The sequence below is a fragment of the Morganella psychrotolerans genome (genome assembly GCF_001676155.1).
Taxonomy (GTDB): Bacteria; Pseudomonadota; Gammaproteobacteria; order Enterobacterales; family Enterobacteriaceae; genus Morganella; species Morganella psychrotolerans.
In genome coordinates this window covers 350436-371647 of the sequence record NZ_LZEW01000001.1, presented here as the reverse complement: position 1 = coordinate 371647, position 21212 = coordinate 350436, and the positions used below count along the sequence as shown (strand labels likewise).

General features: G+C 50.4%; 12 protein-coding genes and 4 pseudogenes. 3 read left to right on the top strand and 13 right to left on the bottom strand.

The window, feature by feature from the left end; genetic code table 11:
• Positions 1-33: 33 nt before the first annotated feature.
• Positions 34-1174 (bottom strand): annotated as a pseudogene (locus tag AYY16_RS01785) (3-phenylpropionate MFS transporter).
• 211 nt (positions 1175-1385) lie between these two features.
• Positions 1386-2639 (bottom strand): serine hydroxymethyltransferase, encoded by a 1254-nt coding sequence (gene glyA / locus AYY16_RS01780; protein WP_067361240.1) that lies wholly within the window; start codon positions 2637-2639, stop codon positions 1386-1388.
• Between the two features lie 370 nt (positions 2640-3009).
• Between glyA and hmpA the strand changes: the two genes are divergently transcribed.
• A complete protein-coding gene (gene hmpA / locus AYY16_RS01775) occupies positions 3010-4191 on the top strand; it encodes an NO-inducible flavohemoprotein (RefSeq protein ID WP_067361237.1) in 1182 nt (393 codons plus the stop codon).
• 201 nt (positions 4192-4392) lie between these two features.
• Here hmpA and glnB read toward each other — a convergent pair whose 3' ends face one another.
• The 6 genes and pseudogenes from glnB to purL form a co-directional block, all read right to left on the bottom strand.
• Positions 4393-4722 (bottom strand): nitrogen regulatory protein P-II, encoded by a 330-nt coding sequence (gene glnB / locus AYY16_RS01770; protein ID WP_067361234.1) that lies wholly within the window; start codon positions 4720-4722, stop codon positions 4393-4395.
• A gap of 22 nt (positions 4723-4744) precedes the next feature.
• On the bottom strand, positions 4745-6367 hold the full coding sequence (locus AYY16_RS01765) for an NAD+ synthase (RefSeq protein WP_067361231.1): 1623 nt from the start codon (positions 6365-6367) through the stop codon (positions 4745-4747).
• A 154-nt stretch (positions 6368-6521) separates the two neighbouring features.
• Positions 6522-7862 (bottom strand): two-component system response regulator GlrR, encoded by a 1341-nt coding sequence (glrR, locus tag AYY16_RS01760; protein WP_067361228.1) that lies wholly within the window; start codon positions 7860-7862, stop codon positions 6522-6524.
• 7 nt (positions 7863-7869) lie between these two features.
• Positions 7870-8649: a two-component system QseEF-associated lipoprotein QseG gene (qseG, locus tag AYY16_RS01755; RefSeq protein ID WP_067361225.1), complete on the bottom strand. Its 780-nt coding sequence runs from the start codon at positions 8647-8649 to the stop codon at positions 7870-7872.
• Positions 8650-8671: 22 nt separating this feature from the next.
• On the bottom strand, positions 8672-10111 hold the full coding sequence (locus AYY16_RS01750; protein ID WP_067361223.1) for a sensor histidine kinase: 1440 nt from the start codon (positions 10109-10111) through the stop codon (positions 8672-8674).
• 695 nt (positions 10112-10806) lie between these two features.
• A pseudogene (gene purL / locus AYY16_RS01745) lies at positions 10807-14695 on the bottom strand (phosphoribosylformylglycinamidine synthase).
• A 207-nt stretch (positions 14696-14902) separates the two neighbouring features.
• Here purL and mltF point away from each other — a divergent pair.
• On the top strand, positions 14903-16402 hold the full coding sequence (mltF, locus tag AYY16_RS01740; protein ID WP_082970556.1) for a membrane-bound lytic murein transglycosylase MltF: 1500 nt from the start codon (positions 14903-14905) through the stop codon (positions 16400-16402).
• Here the strand turns inward: mltF and tadA are convergent, their stop codons facing one another.
• The 3 genes and pseudogenes from tadA to AYY16_RS01725 form a co-directional block, all read right to left on the bottom strand.
• Positions 16403-16927 carry a tRNA adenosine(34) deaminase TadA gene (gene tadA / locus AYY16_RS01735; protein WP_263317260.1) on the bottom strand — a complete coding sequence of 175 codons (525 nt, stop codon included), beginning with the start codon at positions 16925-16927 and terminating at the stop codon, positions 16403-16405.
• Positions 16928-17124: 197 nt separating this feature from the next.
• Positions 17125-17764 (bottom strand): annotated as a pseudogene (leuE, locus tag AYY16_RS01730) (leucine efflux protein LeuE).
• Between the two features lie 97 nt (positions 17765-17861).
• A pseudogene (locus AYY16_RS01725) lies at positions 17862-19341 on the bottom strand (MFS transporter).
• A gap of 144 nt (positions 19342-19485) precedes the next feature.
• Between AYY16_RS01725 and AYY16_RS01720 the strand changes: the two are divergent.
• Positions 19486-20079, top strand: a complete 594-nt coding sequence (locus AYY16_RS01720) for a TetR/AcrR family transcriptional regulator (protein ID WP_067361220.1) — start codon at positions 19486-19488, stop codon at positions 20077-20079.
• Positions 20080-20144: 65 nt separating this feature from the next.
• Here the strand turns inward: AYY16_RS01720 and map are convergent, their stop codons facing one another.
• Both map and AYY16_RS01710 read right to left on the bottom strand, forming a co-directional pair.
• Positions 20145-20921, bottom strand: a complete 777-nt coding sequence (gene map / locus AYY16_RS01715; RefSeq protein WP_067361217.1) for a type I methionyl aminopeptidase — start codon at positions 20919-20921, stop codon at positions 20145-20147.
• Positions 20914-21120, bottom strand: coding sequence for a ParD-like family protein (locus AYY16_RS01710; protein WP_067361214.1), 207 nt, complete (start codon positions 21118-21120; stop codon positions 20914-20916). The genes map and AYY16_RS01710 overlap by 8 nt, the downstream gene beginning before the upstream one ends.
• Positions 21121-21212: the final 92 nt, after the last annotated feature.

Here is a 21212-nt window from a genome sequence, read left to right as displayed (position 1 = left end):
GGTATTACCGCCGCTCTCACCTGTTACTTTATTTTATATCTGAGCCCGGACTTTCGGGCGCAGGAACAGTGCCGGAATTGCCGTCAGCGCCATCAGATAGAAAATACCTCCGTGAATATCTTCATAGAGATAACCCGCCACCAGTGTCATTACCGCAATAGCCCCGCCCATCGCCAGTGCCGAATAAGCGGCCTGCAACGGAATAATTTCAGCGGATTTTCGTGCCCCGATAAATTTCATGGCGGCAAGATGGCACACTGTATAGGTTCCGCTGTGCAGGATTTGCGCGATAATCAGAACCGGCAATGCAGCAGACATTCCCATCAGTGACCAGCGCAGAATACCGCAGATACCGGAAAGTAATAACAGGTTTGCCGCACTCCAGCGGCGGAATAATTTATTACTGAAGCTAAACACAATCACCTCCGCAACAACCCCCAGCGACCATAAATAGCCAATTGTCGCATCGGAATATCCCACCAACTGCCAGTAAATCACACTGAATCCGTAATATGCCGCGTGTGCGCCCTGCAAAAGGCTGACACAAATCAGGAAGCGGACAACGGCTTTATCTTTCAGTAAGGTACGAAACGCCACCTGTGGTCCGCGCTGTTTTTGCTCACCCGCAGGCATAATGCGCGGGCGCAAAAAGGAGGTCAGCACAAGGGATGCCGTACTGACAATTAACGCGACTAAAATAACATCATGTTTCCAGACATCCATCAGCAGCCCGGTCACGGAGGTCGCGATAATAAAAGCCACCGATCCCCAGACACGGATAGTGCCGTAATCCATCGGGAACTGTTTTTGCCAGGTTGCGGCGAGAGAATCCCCCAGCGGGATCATCGGGGAGAAAAAGAGATTAAACCCGGCCATCACAAAGAACAGCCAAATCCAGTGAGATCCAAACCAGAATGCCACCGCAAAGATAAATGAACACAGCGCCATCAGACGTAATGCGAAAATCAGACGGGAAGGATCTTTAAACAGCGGCGTGATAAACAGACTGCCTATAAACCGCGCCACCAGCCCCACACTCAGTAACAACCCGACGGTTGCCACATCATGCCCTTCACCTTTCAGCCAGGCTCCCCAGTAGGGAAGAAATATCCCGTAAGAAAAAAAAATACGTGAAATAATCAAGCGCCAGCCAAAGCGATGACGGAACAAACATCCGATGTCTCCTTTCGATGAAAACAAAAAACCCGCTCGTACGGAGTTACGAAGCGGGTTCATAAATATATACCCTTATTCATTCAAACTACAGGTTCGTTGGCGGCACTCAGCCAGCCGGATCACATACTAATGTATGCTCCCCGTCTAACTTCCCTTGCCGCCTGCCTGAATCCTGAATGACGTTGGGTATACTCAGTCAGTATAACGGACTATGCGTAAACCGGGTATTTCGCGCAGATAGCCAGAACTTTTTGTTTCACAGCTTCAATGGTCGCTTCATCATTGAGATTATCTAACACGTCACACATCCAGCCTGCCAGCTCACGCGCTTCGGCTTCTTTAAAGCCACGACGGGTAATTGCAGGCGATCCGAGACGGATACCGGATGTGACAAACGGGCTTTTCGGATCGTTCGGCACACTGTTTTTGTTCACAGTGATATTCGCACGACCGAGCGCTGCATCTGCCTCTTTACCGGTGATGTCTTTATCAACCAGGTCCACCAGGAACAGATGGTTTTCCGTTCCGCCGGACACTACTTTATAACCACGGTTTAAGAAGACTTCAACCATTGCTTTGGCATTTTTCACAACAAGAACCTGATTTGCTTTAAATTCAGGCTCCATTGCTTCTTTTAATGCCACGGCTTTACCGGCGATGACATGCATCAGCGGGCCGCCCTGATTGCCCGGGAATACGGACGAATTCAGTTTTTTGTACAGCTCTTCGCTGCCGCCATTCGCCAGGATCATCCCGCCGCGCGGGCCTGCAAGGGTTTTATGCGTGGTGGTGGTTACAACGTGCGCATGCGGAACCGGGTTCGGATAAACGCCTGCAGCAACCAGACCGGCAACGTGTGCCATATCAACGAACAGGTAAGCGCCGATGCTGTCTGCGATTTCGCGCAGTTTTGCCCAGTCAACCACACCTGAGTATGCAGAGAAGCCACCGATGATCATTTTTGGCTGATGTTTTTTAGCTTGTTCAGCAACATCGTTATAATCAATTTTACCTGCAGCATCAATACCATAAGGAACGATGTTATACAGTTTACCGGAGAAGTTTACCGGAGAGCCGTGAGTCAGGTGACCGCCTTCCGCTAAGTTCATCCCTAAAACAGTGTCACCCGGCGATAACAGCGCGGAGTATACCGCTACGTTAGCCTGTGAGCCGGAGTGCGGCTGTACGTTGGCGTAATCAGCACCAAACAGCTCTTTTGCACGGTCAATCGCTAACTGTTCAACGATATCCACATACTCACAACCGCCGTAATAGCGCTTACCAGGATAGCCTTCCGCATATTTATTAGTAAGCTGTGAGCCCTGGGCTTCCATGACGCGCGGACTGGTATAGTTTTCTGAGGCAATTAACTCAATGTGCTCTTCCTGACGACGATCTTCATCTTTCATTGCCTGCCAAAGTTGAGGGTCGTAATCTGCAATATTCATTTCACGCTTTAACATTCGCTTCTCCTGACTCGCTGACGCCGATAAAAAAACCACCCCCTTCAGGGGACGAATGGCATACAGTGTAAACTCTTTTTCAGGATTGAGATAGCCCCGGAAATAAAAAATACGCAACCGATTGCATAGCGGTAAAATCAGGTAGTTAGCGGCCTTAAAATTTCATCAGAATATCCTGTTCATCGGACTCAATGCCGGATTTGTGATCCCCCTCCTCCCCCTTTCATTGGTCAATTTCGCTATTTTTAGCCTATTTTCTGACACAGCACTAAAATTTACCCTTTACAAATTTTGCCCTATATTATAAGTTGCATTAAAAATACATGTTATAAAATTCACGTTGAAGTGATGTTTTTTCAGGAGCCCTGCCATGCCCGATGCTCAAACTATCGCCATTGTAAAATCCACCGCACCGCTGATCGCCGCGACCGGACCAAAACTTACCGCCCATTTCTATGACCGCATGTTTCGTCAGCATCCGGAGTTAAAAGATATCTTTACCATGAGCCACCAGCAGAGCGGCGCGCAACGTGAAGCCTTATTTAATGCAATCTGCGCTTATGCGATGAATATTGATAACCCCGGCGTACTGAGCGCTGCGATTGAAAAAATAGCTAATAAGCACGTTAGCTTGCTGATTAAACCGGAGCATTACCCGATTGTCGGTGAAAATTTGCTGGCAACCATTGAAGAGTTGCTCAATCCGGGTGAGGAAGTCTTAGCAGCCTGGGGAAAAGCATATGCTGCGCTGGCGGATATTTTTATTCAGCACGAAGCCGGGCTATATAAAGAGAAAGCTTCATCTGCCGGTGGCAGGGAAGGATTACGGGATTTTCGCGTTACCCGCAAACGGGTGCAGAGTGAATTTATTACCAGTTTTGAACTGACACCGGTTGATGCGCAGCCGGTAGCAGATTTCCGTCCGGGGCAATATATCAGTCTCTATATTAATGATCAGTCTCTTGAAAATCAGGAAATCCGTCAGTATTCACTGACACAAGCTCCGAACGGCAAAACGTACCGGATTGCCGTAAAACGGGAAGATAAGGGAATGGTTTCCGGCTGGCTGCACGCCAATATTGAGGAAGGTGACATTGTTAAACTGACGCCGCCTTCCGGTGATTTTTTCCTGAATACCGGAAAAGAGACACCGGTTGTACTGATTTCCGCCGGTGTCGGATTAACGCCGATGATGGCGATGCTGCAAACCCTGTCAGAGCAGCAACATGCGGGGGATGTTACCTGGCTGCATGCCGCAGATCATGGCGGTGTTCATGCATTTGCAGACGACGTTGATATTTTTGGTGCCGCGCTGCCCGCATTCAGCCGGACAGTGTGGTATCGCGAACCGCGCGCCGGGGAGGCATATCCGCACCTGACCGGACTGATGGATTTACATCCGCAGAAAAATGTCCTGCTCAGTAAAATGCGCCACTATTATCTCTGCGGTCCGGTTATTTTTATGCAGCACGTTGCACGTCAGCTGACGGCAATGGGTGTAAATACAGACCAAATCCATTATGAATGTTTTGGTCCGCACAAAATTTTATAATCACGACAGAATAACAATAAGACATATGCGGAGCACTTCAGTCGCATCTGCGGGCTGAAGGATAACGCGCATTTGAGTAACAACACAAAAAACCTCCGGATAATCTATCCCATCCTTTCGCTGGCGTGTTGTTACTCTTTTTTTTAATAAAAAAACCCATCCGCAGATGAGTTTCTTTTATTAACAGAACACAATCAGCGCTTAAATCGCTTCTTCATCCTGCTCGCCGGTACGGATACGGACAACCTGTGCCACATCAAACACAAAGATTTTGCCGTCACCGATTTTTCCGGTTTGTGCTGTCTTCATAATTGTTTCCACACAGCTTTCAAGAATATCATCGGCGACAACAATCTCAATTCTCACTTTCGGCAGAAAATCCACCATATATTCTGCACCACGGTACAGTTCTGTATGGCCTTTCTGACGCCCGAAACCTTTTACTTCTGTGACTGTCATACCGGTGATCCCGACCTCGGCCAGTGCTTCACGGACATCATCGAGTTTGAACGGCTTAATAATCGCTTCAATTTTTTTTCATTATCAGATCCTGCTACCAATTTTTACGGCCAAACCCGGATGTGATCGGGTAACGGCGATCTTTGCCAAAGTTGCGGGCGGTAATACGCGGCCCTACCGGTGACTGGCGGCGTTTATATTCATTAATATCAACCAGCCGGATAACTTTACGGACAACCGCTTCATCAAAACCGGCGGCGATCAGTTCTTCCGGGGACAAGTCGCGTTCAACATAGCCTTCCAGCAACGCATCAAGAATGTCATACGGCGGCAGACTGTCCTGATCCAACTGACCCGGCGCCAGCTCAGCTGACGGCGGACGGGTAATTACCCGCTCAGGGATCGCCGGTGACAAGGTGTTGCGGTATCTTGCCAACTCAAAAACCATTGTTTTCGGCACATCTTTCAGTACGTTAAATCCGCCAGCCATATCACCGTACAATGTGGAATAGCCCACGGCGGACTCACTTTTATTACTGGTGGTCAGCACAATGCGGCGGCGCTTGTTTGACATCGCCATCAGGATCACCGCCCGGCAGCGCGCCTGTAAATTTTCTTCCGTTGTGTCTACTGCCATACCGGCGAATTTCGGTGCCAGTTCGTGCATAAAGGCATCAAACATCGGCTCAATCGGGACAATATCAAACTCTACGCCAAGCAGTTCTGCCTGCTCACGGGCATCATGAATACTGATTTCCGCCGTGTAGCGAAATGGCATCATCACGGCCTGTACTTTGTCATTTCCCAGTGCATCTGCGGCAATAGCGACCGTCAGACCGGAATCAATACCGCCGGATAAGCCCAGTAATGCACCCTGAAAACCATTTTTAGTCACATAATCACGGGTAGCCAGTACCAATCCCTGATATACCTGTGCCAGAACGGACAGTGTCGGTGCAGGAGAATCCATCGGCGTAATAGCAAGATCATCAAACCGGCACTGTACTGTCTGCTCAGAAAATGCGGCAAGACGATGCATTATGTTGCCATCTGCACCGAAAACGGCTGAATCGCCATCGAAAATAAGCTCATCCTGACCACCAACCTGATTGAGATAAATCAGCGGCAGCCCGGTACGGCGACAGTGTGATTGAATAAGGGCATCACGCGTATCAATTTTATCGGTGGAATACGGCGAGGCATTCAGCGTCAGGATCATATCTGCCCCGGCTGTTTTCAGTGCATCAACAGGCCCGTCAGTCCAGATATCTTCACAAATCAGCAGCCCCAGGCGGTAACCTTTGAAATCAACAGCACAAGTTTGCGTTCCGGCGGTAAACCAGCGTTTTTCATCAAATACGCCGTAATTAGGCAGTTGCTGTTTGAAATAACGGGCGCGGAGTTTGCCCTGTTCAAAGAAAGAGAGCGCATTATATATATGCCCGTTTTCATGCCACGTATGACCCACCAGGATCGCACAGTCATGGCTCGCCTGCTCAATTCTTGTTAATACCTGCTCTGTCCGCTGATGAAAATCAGGACGAAAAACCAAGTCTTCCGGCGAATATCCGGATAGTGCCAGTTCAGAAAACATCACCAGATCAGCGCCTTTTTGCTGCTGCTCTGCGACCGTTTTCAGGATACGTTCACCATTGCCTTCAATGTCTCCGACCAGAAAGTTCAGCTGAGCTAAGGCGATATTGAGTGTACGACGCATAAAATCCGGGTCTCCGTCTCTCTCATGTATACCCGTATTCATTCAAACTGCAGGTTAGTTGGCTGCATCCTGAATGACGTTGAGTATATAAAATAATAAAACAGCTAATAATGAAGATGATAGCAAAATGTGCCTGCGACAGCGTATTCTTTATTTATTCTTTAAAGTCAGCCGCATCCAGCTCATGACGGGAGAGGAGTTTGTAAAATTCCGTCCGGTTGCGCCCCGCTAAACGGGCAGCATTGGTCACATTGCCTTTGGTCATCTGCAATAATTTACGTAAGTAATTGAGTTCAAACTGGTTTCTTGCTTCCACAAAGGTCGGCAGCGCTGTATTTTCCCCTTCCAGCGCCTGAGTCACCAGTGCTTCACTGATCACCGGTACCGTAGAAAGTGCCACGCACTGTTCAATAACGTTGAGTAACTGGCGGACATTTCCCGGCCAGCTTGCACCCATCAGACACTTCATGGCATCAGTGGAAAAACTGCGGACAAAGGGTTTATGTTTTTTTGCCGCTTCACGCAGAATATGGTTTGCCAGTAACGGAATATCTTCCGCGCGCTCATGCAGGGTCGGAATTTTCAGATTAACGACATTGAGGCGATAATAGAGATCTTCGCGGAATTCGTGTTTTTCCATCGCTTTGGGTAAATCGCGGTGGGTTGCGGAAATAATGCGGACATCAATATCAATATCGCGGTTACTGCCCAGCGGGCGGACTTTCCGCTCCTGCAATACCCGCAGAAGTTTGACCTGCAAAGCTATTGGCATATCGCCGATTTCATCAAGAAAAAGTGTCCCGCTTCCCGCTGCCTGGAACAATCCTTCACGGCTGCTGACAGCCCCGGTAAATGCGCCTTTGGCGTGACCGAACAGCTCGGATTCCAGCAGTTGTTCCGGCAGAGCACCACAGTTAATTGCAATAAACGGCTTTTTAGCGCGCGGGCTGGCTTTATGAATTGCCTGCGCCAGAACCTCTTTCCCGGTACCACTTTGTCCGTTGATAAGCACGCTGACATCAGATTGAGCGACCATTTTTGCCTGCTCCAGCAGGCGGATCATCAGCGGGCTGCGGGTGACAATGCCGTCACTCCAGGACTCATCACTCACAGTTGTGGTCGAGAGAGCCAGGGCATCATCAATAGCTTTATATAATGCATCGCGATCGACAGGTTTGGTCAGGAAGCTGAATACTCCCTGCTGCGTGGCGGCAACCGCATCCGGAATAGAGCCGTGAGCGGTCAGGATAATCACCGGCATTCCCTGATGGGTTTTCTGGATCTCGGCAAACAGTGCCATACCGTCCATTTCATCCATCCGTAAATCACTGACGACTAAATCAATTTTTTCTTTTCCGAGTACTTTCAGTGCTTCAGGGCCGCTTTCTGCTGTTGTGACCCGAAAGCCCTCACTGCTCAGGCGCATTCCCAGTAATTTTAATAATCCGGGATCGTCATCAACTAATAATAAATTTGCGCTGCGGCGTGCTGTCATGCCTGAGTTACTCCTTTTTATTCTGTGCCGGTTTGCTTTCTGCCGGTTTTTCAGCCGGTGTTGACTCAGCAACAGGTTTCGCTTTTACCGGCGGCGCTGCGGCTTCATCAGTAGCCGCTGCCTCTTTTAATGCTTCACTTCGCTCTTCCTGAGCACTTTCAGGCTCCGCATCGGCTTTTGCCGGCTGTTTACGTCCGGCAAGCTGGCGTTCGATATTACTCAGATTGTCCAATTTGCGGGTCGTAGTCTGCAATTCATATTGCAGGCGGGAATTCACTGCGCGTAACTGATCAATTTTTCCGTCGGTTTCACTCTGAAGACGGCGGTAACGCTGGCGCTCGTCACTCAGCGTAATCGTCAGTTTTAATTGTTCGCGCCACAGTTTCATTAACGGGCGCAGTGAAACCGGGAAGCCTGCGCTGAAGGTATTGAGTGTATCGAGCACTTTGCGTTTGTCATTGGCAGAGCTGCCGGTGTTATCCAGCAAAATACTCTGACGGAATACGGTATCCCAACTGTCCGCTGTGATTTTCCCTGCCATTATCCGTGCGGTATCACTGTTGAGCAAATCAGCGCAGTCCATCATCCGCAGCCAGTAAAGTCCGTTTTCTGTTGCAGCCGCAGAATCAAGCTCCCAGAGCGTATGACAGTCTGCTATCCGGTAATCGACAGTGCGCTCATGTGGCAATACTGCCGCCGCCAGCGATGAAAGAACCGGCGGGGTTGACGTTTTTACACAGCCGGTCAGTAACAGCGGCACGACGGCAATCAGGGACTTAAATATCATGTTCAAATTAATAGCTGACCTGTTATTCCAGTAAGGTGTGGAACGGAAGCTGGATACGGAAGCAGACATCCGCACCTTCAGAACCGACTAATATCAGTTCGCCGCCCATCCGGTTAATGCAATCCCGCGCGATACTCAGCCCCAGCCCGCTGCCTTTTACGGCACCTTTGCGCTGAAGTGAGCCCTGGTAGAAAGGTTCAAAGATCATTCCCTGCTCCTCTTCCGGGATTGGTGTACCGGTATTGGCGACATCAATCTGTATGTGCTGACCTGCCTTGTGGCTGGTTATCCGGATATTACCCGATTCAGCGCCATAGTGTACCGCATTTGAGTAGAGATTATCGAGTACACGCGTTAATAACACAGGCTCAGCCCAGACACTTGTCTCGTCCAGCTCTACTCCTGTGGTGATCCCTTTGCTTCTCGCCGGTAAACTGTGCGCGCTGACAACCTCCTGCACTACCGTATCCAGGTTAACCCATTTGGCTTCTGTCGGGCTGTCCACCAGTGTCCGGTTGTATTCCAGCAGTTGTTCAATCAGTGTTTGTAAGTGACGGCTGCAATCACTGAGAATAGTCACCACTTCTTTCTGATCCGCAGTCAGCGGACCGGCAACTTCATCTGCCAGCAATTCAGTTCCTTCGCGCATGCTCGCCAGCGGTGTTTTCAGTTCATGGGATATATGGCGCAAAAATTCATGCCGCTGGGATTCCAGCCAGGCGAGGCGCTCACTCAGCCAGATAATCCGCTGCGCCAGTGAGCGCAGTTCGCGGGGACCTTTGAAGTGATCAAGACGCTGCACCAGATTGCGCCCTTCACCGAGACGGTTAACCATCCGGTCAATCACTTTCACCGGTCCGATAATCATCCGGGTAAACAGGATAATCAGCCCGGTGCTCAGAACAAAAACCAGCAGGCTCTGCCAACCGAAAGACTGACCTTTCTGTGCAATGGCATTTTGCAGCTCTTCGCCGCGCCGGAAGTTAATTTCACGGACAGCCTGAACCAAATCAGCATTGCCTTTGGCAAACGCTTCCAGATGGGTTGTCATAGCTGCAACCGGTTCGCCGTTTTCACATTTCAGTACAGATAATTGCCCGAGACTGGCGGAGATAACATCAGTATAGCGCGGATCCTGATCAGACTGCTTCCGGCGGCTGAGATATTCTTCATAGCGGGCATATTGTTTGTTCCAGACATTTTTCAGTGTTTCGTTACCCAACACACAATACTGACGGTAACTGCGCTCCATTTCCAGCGCAAGACCCGACATCTCTTCACTTTGCCGGGCATCCTGAACTGTCGCAATACTGATTTGTGCCGCCTGATTACTCAGATCATCAAAACTCTGATACGCCTGCCAGGCCAGCCCCAGCAAGGGCAGCAGCACCAGACAGAATGCAACCACCACGAGTTGTCGCAAAGAGCGCGGAAATAATCGCCATTTCTTCAAGATTGTCATCTCTTAACCTGTTGTCATGTGCTGATGCTAACTGAGTCTGCGCTAAGAGAAAAGGAGCAGAGAGTATCTGTGCGCAGAATGCTGTATTTTTAGCCGGAAAGGCAGAGGTAACGGGGGATAATGCAGGAGAAGGTGAGATAAAATGATGACGGGACGACAGTTTCCCTGCCGTCCCGTCAGTGAGATTATGGTGGTGCCTCACTCAACGTGTCGCCCTGTGTTTGATAAAGCTTGCGCAATTATCGGTGTTAGCGGACGGTAGGCACCTTACTCTGGCATCATTCCCGGTATTATGTGGCATATCTCCACCTGTTCTGTGGGCCGACATAAAGAATTGAATGAGCAACTGAATAGATTATTGCAACTGCCGTGCCAACTTACAAATAAATTTTATAATTCACTGTTAAATAACAAGTAATATATTTTAAGCCATCCTGAATTTCTTTTAACACTTACCTGTAAATCAATAATCCGGGGTTTTCAGGCAATTTTCGTTAAAAACGTCTCTGATATGCGACAGTCTTTATCCATCATTTTTGCTTCTTTATAATTCAGCATGTTACGTGTCTCTTTTTCACGACAGACAAACCCCGCTATGTCGCTATTCTGTGACACCTGTCTGTTTTTTCGTCGGACAGATAAAAAAAAATGCGGCAGGGATAACCCCGCCGCATAGAATATAATTTTATGGTTAATCAGCCTAACTGCTTGCGTGCATTACGGAAAATCCGCATCCACGGACCATCTTCGCCCCAGTTTTCCGGATGCCAGGAGTTACTGACCGTACGGAATACCCGCTCAGGGTGCGGCATCATAATAGTGGCACGTCCGTCATCTGTTGTGACAGCCGTGATCCCGTCCGGTGAGCCGTTCGGGTTCGCAGGATAGCGTTCTGTCACCTGACCATAGTTATCCACATACTGTAATGCAACCAGGCCGCGCTGCATCAGCGCCTGCTGATGTGCCGCATCGCGGAACTCCGCCAGTCCTTCGCCGTGGGAAACCGCAATCGGGATCTGCGAGCCTGCCATTCCATCCAGCAGTAATGACGGGCTTTGTGCAACCTCAACCAGGCTGAAACGTGCTTCAAAGCGCTCTGAACGGTTACGGGTAAAGCGCGGCCACAAATCTGCGCCCGGAATAAGATCCCGCAGGTTTGACATCATCTGACAACCGTTACACACGCCGAGAGATAATGTGTCCGGACGCGCAAAGAATTGTGCAAATTCATCGCGTACCTGATTATTGAACAGTACCGATTTCGCCCAGCCCTCCCCGGCACCCAGCACGTCGCCGTAAGAGAATCCGCCGCACGCCACCAGTGACTGAAAACCACTCAGGGAAAGATTGCCGCTCAGTAAATCGCTCATGTGAACATCAATGGCATCAAACCCGGCGCGGTGAAACGCCGCCGCCATTTCCACATGGGAGTTCACACCCTGCTCACGCAGCACTGCAATACGCGGGCGCGCCTGGCGGGCAATATAGGGCGCGGCAATATCTTCGTTCTGATCAAAGGTCAGCACCACATTCAGACCGGGATCGGCGATATCCTGTTTTGCTTCGTGCTCTTCATCAGCACAGGCCGGGTTATCCCGCTGACGCTGCATCTGCCAGGTCGTTTCCGCCCACCACAAACGTAATTCACGGCATGAATTATGATATACCCCGGTATTATGGCTGCGGATGATAAAATCATCCCCCGGAGCGGCTTCGCCCAGAACGTGCAACGCATCTGCCAGCCCGGCATCCGCAAAGCACTGCACAACCGCATCCAGATCCGCTTCACGGATTTGCAGCACCGCACCCAGCTCTTCTGTAAACAGTGCGCCCGGGATATCCTGATCAAACGCGCTGATATCCGCACTCACCCCGCAGTGACCGGCAAACGCCATTTCTGCCAGGGTGACAAGCAACCCGCCATCTGAACGGTCGTGATACGCCAGCAGTTTTTCATCACGCACAAGTGTCTGCATGGTGTCAAAAAAGGCGCGTAATGCCTGCGGATTACGGACATCAGCAGCTTTATTGCCGAGCTGACGGTACACCTGAGCCAGCGCAGTCGCGCCCAGTGTGGTGTGTCCTTCACCCAGATCCACCAGCAGCAGGCGGTTCGGCACATCACTGCGCAGTTGCGGTGTAACTGTCCTGCGGACATCATCCACGCGCGCAAACGCCGTGATCACCAGCGAAAGCGGCGAGGTCATTTCGCGCTCTTCACCCTGCTCATTCCAGCAGGTTTTCATCGACATCGAATCTTTACCGACCGGGATTGTCAGACCGAGCGCAGGACATAACTCTTCACCGACGGCTTTCACCGCCGCGTAAAGCCCGGCATCTTCTCCCGGGTGTCCGGCTGCCGCCATCCAGTTTGCCGATAATTTAATATTTTTTAAATCACCGATCTGCACACCGGCAATATTAAGCAGCGCCTCACCGACTGCCATCCGCGCAGACGCGGCGTAATCCAGCAAAGCAACCGGCGCACGTTCGCCGAGAGACATCGCTTCGCCGTAATAGCTGTCAAGAGTGGCGGTAGTCACTGCGCAGTCAGCCACAGGGATCTGCCACGGACCGACCATCTGGTCACGGGCAACCATGCCGGTCACCGAGCGATCCCCGATAGTAATAAGAAAGGTTTTTTCAGCAACTGCCGGTAAATGCAGCACGCGTTTTACCGCTTCCTGCAAATCAATATCACGGCGGTCAATCGGCGTACCTTCTGCGGTCAGAGTAGTGACATCGCGGCGCATTTTCGGGGTTTTACCCAGTAAGATATCCAGCGGCATATCAATCGGCTGATTATCAAAATGGCGATCGTTAAGGGTAAGTTCCCGCGCCTCTGTTGCTTCACCGATGACAGCATACGGGGCGCGCTCCCGCTGACAAATCGCTTCAAACAGCGCAAGCTGCGCCGGTGCGATCGCCATAACATAGCGCTCCTGAGATTCATTACACCAGATCTCAAGCGGACTCATGCCCGGCTCATCATTGAGGATATCGCGCAGTTCAAAACGCCCGCCGCGCCCGCCGTCACTTACCAGCTCCGGCATGGCGTTAGACAAACCACCCGCGCCCACATCATGAATAAACAGAATCGGGTTGTTATCACCCAGTTGCCAGCAGGCGTCGATCACTTCCTGGCAACGGCGCTCCATTTCCGGGTTATCACGCTGCACAGAGGCAAAATCCAGATCCGCATCAGACTGCCCGGAGGTCATGGATGATGCCGCCCCCCCCGCCAAGCCCGATATTCATTGACGGGCCGCCCAGCACAACCAGCTTCGCCCCGACAACAATTTCATCTTTCTGTACGTGATCAGCCCGGATATTCCCGATACCGCCCGCCAGCATAATCGGCTTATGGTAGCCGCGCAGTTCATTACCATTGTGGCTGCTGACCTGCTCTTCATAAGTCCGGAAGTAGCCCAGCAGCGCCGGACGCCCGAATTCGTTATTAAATGCCGCGCCGCCCAGCGGACCGTCCATCATGATGTCATAGGCACTGACTATGCGATCCGGCTTGCCGAAATCCTGCTCCCATGGCTGGACAAAGCCCGGTATGCGCAGGTTTGAAACTGAAAACCCGGTCAGCCCGGCTTTTGGCTTAGCACCACGCCCGGTTGCACCCTCATCACGGATCTCACCACCGGAACCGGTCGCTGCACCCGGCCACGGCGAAATCGCCGTCGGGTGGTTATGGGTTTCCACTTTCATCAGAATATGTACCGGCTCCTGATGATACTGATAACTGCGCGTATCACCCTGCGGGAAAAAGCGCCCGGCTGACGAGCCTTCCATGACGGCGGCATTGTCTTTATAAGCGGATAAAACATAATCCGGCGTTTGTTCAAAGGTATTTTTAATCATTTTAAACAGGGATTTCGGCTGCTCTTCGCCGTCAATCACCCAGTCCGCATTAAAAATTTTATGGCGGCAGTGCTCTGAGTTTGCCTGGGCAAACATATACAGTTCCACATCTGACGGATTTCGTTTCAGCGAAGTGAATGCCTGCGCCAGATAATCAATTTCATCTTCTGCCAGTGCCAGCCCCAGCACTATATTTGCCGTTTCCAGCGCGCTGCGTCCCTGCCCCAGCAAATCAATCATGGTCAGCGGAGCAGGCTCCTGATGTGTAAACAGTGCCTGCGCCTGTGACATATCACTGAAAACCGTTTCCATCATGCGGTCATGCAACAGCGCACTCAGTTGCTGATGTTCATTCTCTGTCAGTCCTGTGGTAGAAATATAGTAGGCGATTCCCCGCTCAAGCCGGGTGACCCCGGACAGACCGCAGTTATGCGCGATATCCGTGGCCTTTGACGACCAGGGCGATAGTGTTCCCGGACGCGGTGTGACAAGCAACAGAACCCCTTCAGGCGCATGTTCCGCCAGTGACGGACCGTAACAGAGCAATTGTTGTAATTTAGTGTGCTCGTCATCGGTCAGGGGAGCAGAAATATCAGCGAAATGCACATATTCTGCATAAATGTTGGTCACCGGCAGGTGGTGTTCAGTGAACGCGCTGATAAATTTTGTTACGCGAAACGCAGATAACACAGGTGAGCCACGCAAAATTTCCATAGTTGTCAGTTCTCTCTTTTTAACACGCTGAGCCATCGGCCCGGAGGGGAAACGGGCACAGTATAGAGCAATACTGACGCCGACGAAACCGTTTGCGTGACGTTTTTTCATCCCGTTATTTTTTCTTAATCTCAGCCCCCGGGAGCGGAATAAAGTTGCACACTGACAAAATCTTGAGCAAAATGTCCGATTACTGGAAATATAACCATGGTAATTTATGCACGTATATATCCGTTTTGTGTAACCGGTGAGAAACGCCTTTGGTACATAAAAAAAATAAACTATGTTGTTATCGTCATCGTCGCGCTCTTTTCTGCGGCGCTGATCGCCATCAATATCAGCTGGCCGACGCAGCAACAGCAGCTCAACCGGATCCTTGCCCGGGGGGAGCTGCGGGTCAGCGCGATGGCCTCACCGCTTATTACCTTTAATAAGCAGGGACAGCCCAGCGGTTTTGATTATGAACTGGCGCAGCGCTTTGCGGACTATCTCGGCGTGAAGCTGGTGATTCAGGAACGCGATGGCGTCAATGACCTGTTTGATGACCTGAATAACAATGATGCGGATCTGCTGGCGGCGGGTCTGATTTACAATGAAGATCGCCTGGGTTCCGCCATGAGCGGCCCGGCGTATTACACCGTCGCCCAGCAACTCCTGTACCGCATGGGAAATAAGCGCCCGCGTGATTTGGGGGATCTCGGCTCGCCGGTCTATGTCACAACCGGCAGCGCACACGCACGCCTGTTGCAAAAGCTGAAAAATGAAAAATATCCTGATCTGGATATCCGCGAAGTTGATGACATAAACAGCAACCGCCTGCTGCAACAGTTGGCAAAAGGCGATATTGATTATGTGGTCAGTGACTCAGTCAGCGTGGCGCAGGAGCAGCATATTCATCCGAATGTGGCGGTCGCCTTTGAAGTCACCGAAAATCAGCCCATGACCTGGTATCTTAAACGCAGTGAGGACAGCAGCCTGAATGCCGCTCTGCTTGATTTTTTCAATCAGACCAGTGAAGGCGATACCCTCGCGCGCCTGGAAGAAAAATATTTCAGCCACATGAACCAGTTCAATTATGTGGATACCAAAACCTTTATTACTGCGATCAACACACAGTTAGCCACATACCGCCCGCTGTTTGAGAAATACGCCGGAAAGATGGACTGGCAGGTGCTCGCGGCTATCGCATGGCAGGAATCTCACTGGAACCCGACCGCCACCTCCCCGACAGGTGTGCGCGGCATTATGATGCTGACACGCCCGACTGCCTCTTTTTTTGGTATTGAGGATCGCCTCGACCCCGAGCAGAGCATCAAAGGCGGCGGCACCTATATTAATTATCTGATGGATAAATTACCGGACTCCATCGCAGAAGATGAAAAAATCTGGTTTGCCCTGGCGGCGTACAATATGGGGTACGGCCACATGCTGGATGTGCGCAGGCTGACAGAAATGCAGGGCGCAGACCCGGACAGTTGGCTGGATGTGAAATCCCGCCTGCCGCTGCTGAGTAAAAAGGCCTATTATCAGAATCTGCCTTATGGTTACGCACGGGGACACGAAGCTTATCGCTATGTGGAAGGTGTGCGCCGTTATCAGCTTAGTTTGCAGGGTTATCTGGATTTACATAATGAAGAGTTGTTGTTAAATCAAAATCCTGAAGATGAACCGGCAAAAAATATGCTGACCTCTGCCGGTAATCCCTGATCAGGACGCGCTGTCGCTGCCACTCTCTGCACTCTGACGTTTCAGGGCTTTTTTTTCTGCGCGGCGGCGGCGGAAAAAATCGCTCAGCAATGCAGAGCACTCTTCCCCCAGCACCCCGCCGGTAACATCCATATAGTGATTAAGGCGCGGAAGTGTCAGTAAATCAATAAACGACCCGGCGGCGCCTGTTTTCGGCTCCGCTGCGCCAAAGACCAGCCGTTTTATCCGGCTGTGGATCAGCGCACCGGCACACATCATGCACGGCTCAAGGCTGACATACAGAGTGGTATCAATCAGACGATAATTGCCCAGTACAGCACCGGCTTCGCGCAGTGTGAGAATTTCGGCGTGTGCGGCGGGGTCATGACTGCGGATCGGCTGATTAAAACCACCGGCAACCTGCTGATTATCTTTTACCAGCACCGCACCGACCGGGATCTCCCCCGCCTCACCGGCTTCTTTTGCCAGTGCGAGCGCCCGGCGCATCCAATATTCGTCGTTATTATATTGTGTTGAATTATCAATTACGTTATCAGTCACATTAACACCTGGTTGCTTACTATCGCGCCGTATACTTGCTATTGCGCCCAGTATAGCGGGATTTTCTGCAAAGTTCCGGGTCTGCTGATAACGGGCAAAACGAAAAGACGCTGTAAACACATCCATGTGCGCCCGGGAAGCGCCATCCGTCTTTGTTATCTGTATTATCTGTTATCTTTATCTCACGCCGTAAATAATGCCAGTTTGGCGGCAAACCCCATAAAAAATAACCCGATAGTACTGTTACCGGCTTTCGCCACCTGTTTTTTATGGCGGAAAAATTGGGATAATTTTGCACCACTGTAAATTAAAAAGGAGAGATAAATAAAGCTAATCGCTTCCAGAAGCAGTGCCAGAACCGCATAACTTATCCCGGGATGGGCATAGTTAAAATCGATAAACTGAATAAAAAAAAGAGACATAAAACAGAATGGCTTTCGGGTTTGTCAGGCTCAGTATCAGCGCTTTATTAAACGCATTCTCAGCCCGCAGAGGCTTATCGTCATGATCGCTCTGTTTTTGAATAAAGGTGGCATAGAGAATTTTTAATCCCAGATAAAGCAGATATGCCGCCCCGAGATAACGCACAGCCGTAAATAATACCGGGGACGCTTTAATAACAGACGCCACGCCCAGGAATGACAAAAAGACCAGAACCGCATCCCCGACAAATACACCGAACGCGGCCTGATAGCCTTTCTTATAGCCGAATGTTGCGCTGGATTTCAGGACATACAGTGAATTCGGACCGGGGACCAGGATAATAAAAATGGCGCCGATTAAATATGTCCCGATGTTCAGTATGCCCAGTTGTTCAAACATGACGTCTCCGCGTGTCAGCACGCTATCTGCTTTATAGTGTTATTTTGATTATTGACTAATTAATCACAAAATAACCGTCCCGGATAGCCCTTCTCTGTTATGAGGTTATTTTCCCGTTTTCCTGCCGTATTTTGTGGTGACGGGGATAAAAAATCAGGATAAATATCCATGCCGCCGACAATGCTGCGCCCGCCATCGCCAGACTGAATCCTCCGGCAAACGCCTCATAAATACTATTTTGTACCGCCGCCGCCAGCTCCTGTCCTTGTGTACCGGTAATAAGCTGTTCCGCATCCGCCAGATTACTGCCCCGGGCAAGTATTACCGCGCGCTGTGTCATCAGTGTGCCGAGAAGCGCTATTCCCAGGGTCATCCCGCTCTGGCGCATCATATTCAGTGTGGCAGAGGCAACGCCTGAACGCGCAGGATCAGCCGTATGCATAATCAGCGCCCCCACTGCCGGAATCGATAATCCCATCCCTGTGCCGAGCATAAACAACATCAGACCCGTTGCAATATAAGGTGTGTACGGCGTCAGCATCGTCATCAGCGCACACGCGCCCGCTATTAGTGCCAGGCCGGTGCCCAGAATCCCTTTAATACTGAATGTGCGGGAAATCTGACCAAATGAAAATGAAAACAGTGCCATCGCAATAAATTCCGGCGACATACGCAATCCCGCTTCCAGCGCATTCCAGCCCTGTGCTTTCTGTAAAAACAGCGCAATAAAAAAAGACATTGGTATAGGCGGAAAAACCAATCACAAATGAGGCCAGATTGTAATGACGATAGTCCCGCTGTTTAAAATCTGCCAGCGGTAAAAGCGGACGCGCCACCCGGCTTTCAGTGACTAAAAAAATCAGAAATAAAACAATACCGCCGATAACTGCTGATAATGTCACCGGATGCAGCCAGCCCCGGCTACCCGCCTCAATCAGCCCGTACGTCACCGCACCAAGTGCGGCAATACTCAGCAGTTGTCCTGCCGGGTCAAACGCGGCTTTCTCCGGATCGGAACTTTCACTTATACCATACGCACCCAGCAGAAAAGTGATAATACCTATCGGGATATTGATAAGAAAAATACCTTCCCAGCCGGTGGTATGCACCAGCACCCCACCGAGTATCGGCCCGACAATCAGTGACAACGCACTGACGGATGACCAGACACCTATCACGCGGATCCGCTGCTGACTATCAGTAAAGGTGTGAGAGATAAGGGACAGCGCCCCGGGGATAAGTAATGCCGCCGCGATCCCCTGCACAATCCGCCCCGCCAGTAATAATGTCAGCTCTCCGGCAAGTGCGCAGAGTAATGAGCCGAGAGTAAAAATTACCACGCCGGTCAGCCACATTTTTTTCCGCCCCCACCGGTCACTGAGCGGTCCGGCAGATAGAATAAGGGCGGATAAACACAGCGCATAAGCATCGATCAACCATTGCAATGACACCATTGACGTATTCAGCTCTTGCTGAATAGCAGGAAGTGCCACATTGACAATACTGATATCCAGCGTTGCCATAAACGTACCCAGACAGATTGCCGTGGTGACGGCGAAATAACGAATTCGGTTCATGTTGTTCTCCTTTATCTGATGCAGAATACACATCGACCGACCGACGGTCAATTCAAATGAGAACGGTTTTTATTTACCTGTTTTTTTCGCGTTAGTCTGCCGGAAATGGCATAATCTCTGTTTTCCGTTATATAAGGCGCGTTTATGACTCAGTCAGCGGAACACAAACCCCGTTTTAAGCCTGCCGACGTCCGGATCAATGAACTGATGGATGCCGCCGAAGCACTGTTCCTGGAAAAGGGATTTGATGCAACTACTGTCAGCGATATTGTGGCACGCGCCGGTGTTGCCAAAGGCACGTATTATCACTACTTTGCCGCCAAGCCGGATATTTATGAGGCGCTGCGTCAGCGCTATATGGAGTGGTTTTTATCACAAACTCAGCAGGCAACAGATGCCTGTGCTGCCGGTGATGTAAATGCAAAACTGGCTGCCTGGTGTGAACGCTCCGTCACCGCGTATGCAGAAAAACAGAAGCTGCATGATGTTCTGTTTCATCAGGGCTTTCATCAGCAGGGAAATGAGCATGAAAATGCCGTACTGACGCAATTAATTGCGCTGATTGCTGAAGCAGAGCTTCTCGGAGTATGGCAGGTCGCACATCCGGATATCACTGCCATGATTATTTATCATGGTATGCATGCTGCCGTTGATACCCTGCCGCACTCCTGCAATTATGATGTGAATACTTTGGGATCAGTATTATACGAACAGTTTCTGCGTTTTTTACGCGCCTGACGTTAAATATGAAAAAACCCGGCGGCAGCCGGGTCTTCTCACTAACACTCGCTGTATCGGGTGGATCAGCGCAGTGTTTCATCCGCACGCAGCGTCAGCACTTCATAACCGGTTGCCGTCACCACAATCGTGTGCTCGGATTGCGCAGATAATTTTTTATCCCGCGTGACAACAGTCCAGCCATCTTTTTTGGTTTTGATCTTAGCACCCCCCTGGTTGATCATCGGCTCAATCGTGAAGGTCATTCCCTCTTTGAGTACTGTCCCCTGACCACGGACACCATAGTGCAGAACCTGCGGTGACTCATGCATTTCACGCCCGATCCCGTGTCCGCAATACTCGCGCACCACACTGTAGCCGCGTGACTCCGCATAGTGCTGAATAGCAGAGCCGATATCACCGAGTGTTGCACCCGGTTTTACCTGCTGAATACCTTCCCACATAGCGTCATAAGTGGCTTTCACCAGTTTTTTTGCCAACGGAGAAGCATCCGGCATCACATACATTTTACTGGAATCAGCAATAAAGCCGTTTTTTTCCAGGGTGATGTCCACATTGATAATATCTTTGTCTTTTACCAGTTCATCGGCTTTCGGCACACCGTGGCACACCACTTCATTCAGTGACGTATTCAGCACATACTCAAACCCGTACTGCCCTTTACTGGCGGGGCGGGACTCAAGTGTATTAACAATATAATCTTCAACTTTGTCATTGATCGCCAGCGTGGAGACACCCGGTTTAATGAAATCATCGAGCATGGCAAAAACCTGTGCCAGCAAACGACCTGACTCCCGCATCAGTTCGATTTCCGCGGCTGTTTTAATAACGATACTACTCATGCTGCTCTCCTTTCCGGCTCAGTGACTCTTTTTCCAGCATCTCACTGATAAGCATTGTGAAGGTTTTATCGGGATTCATTTCAGCCTGCATACCGATTTTTATCCAGAATTCCGCCTGTGCATTGATTGAGCGTGACATTACATTGCTCGCACGGCGCAGATAAACATGTAATTCATCGGAGATTTTAACAATACCCACGTGAAATCCTTTACTGATAAACCATATATGAAACAGATATGGTTCATATGGTAAACCTCCCGGAAACGGGAATCAATCGCATCCGGTTAAAA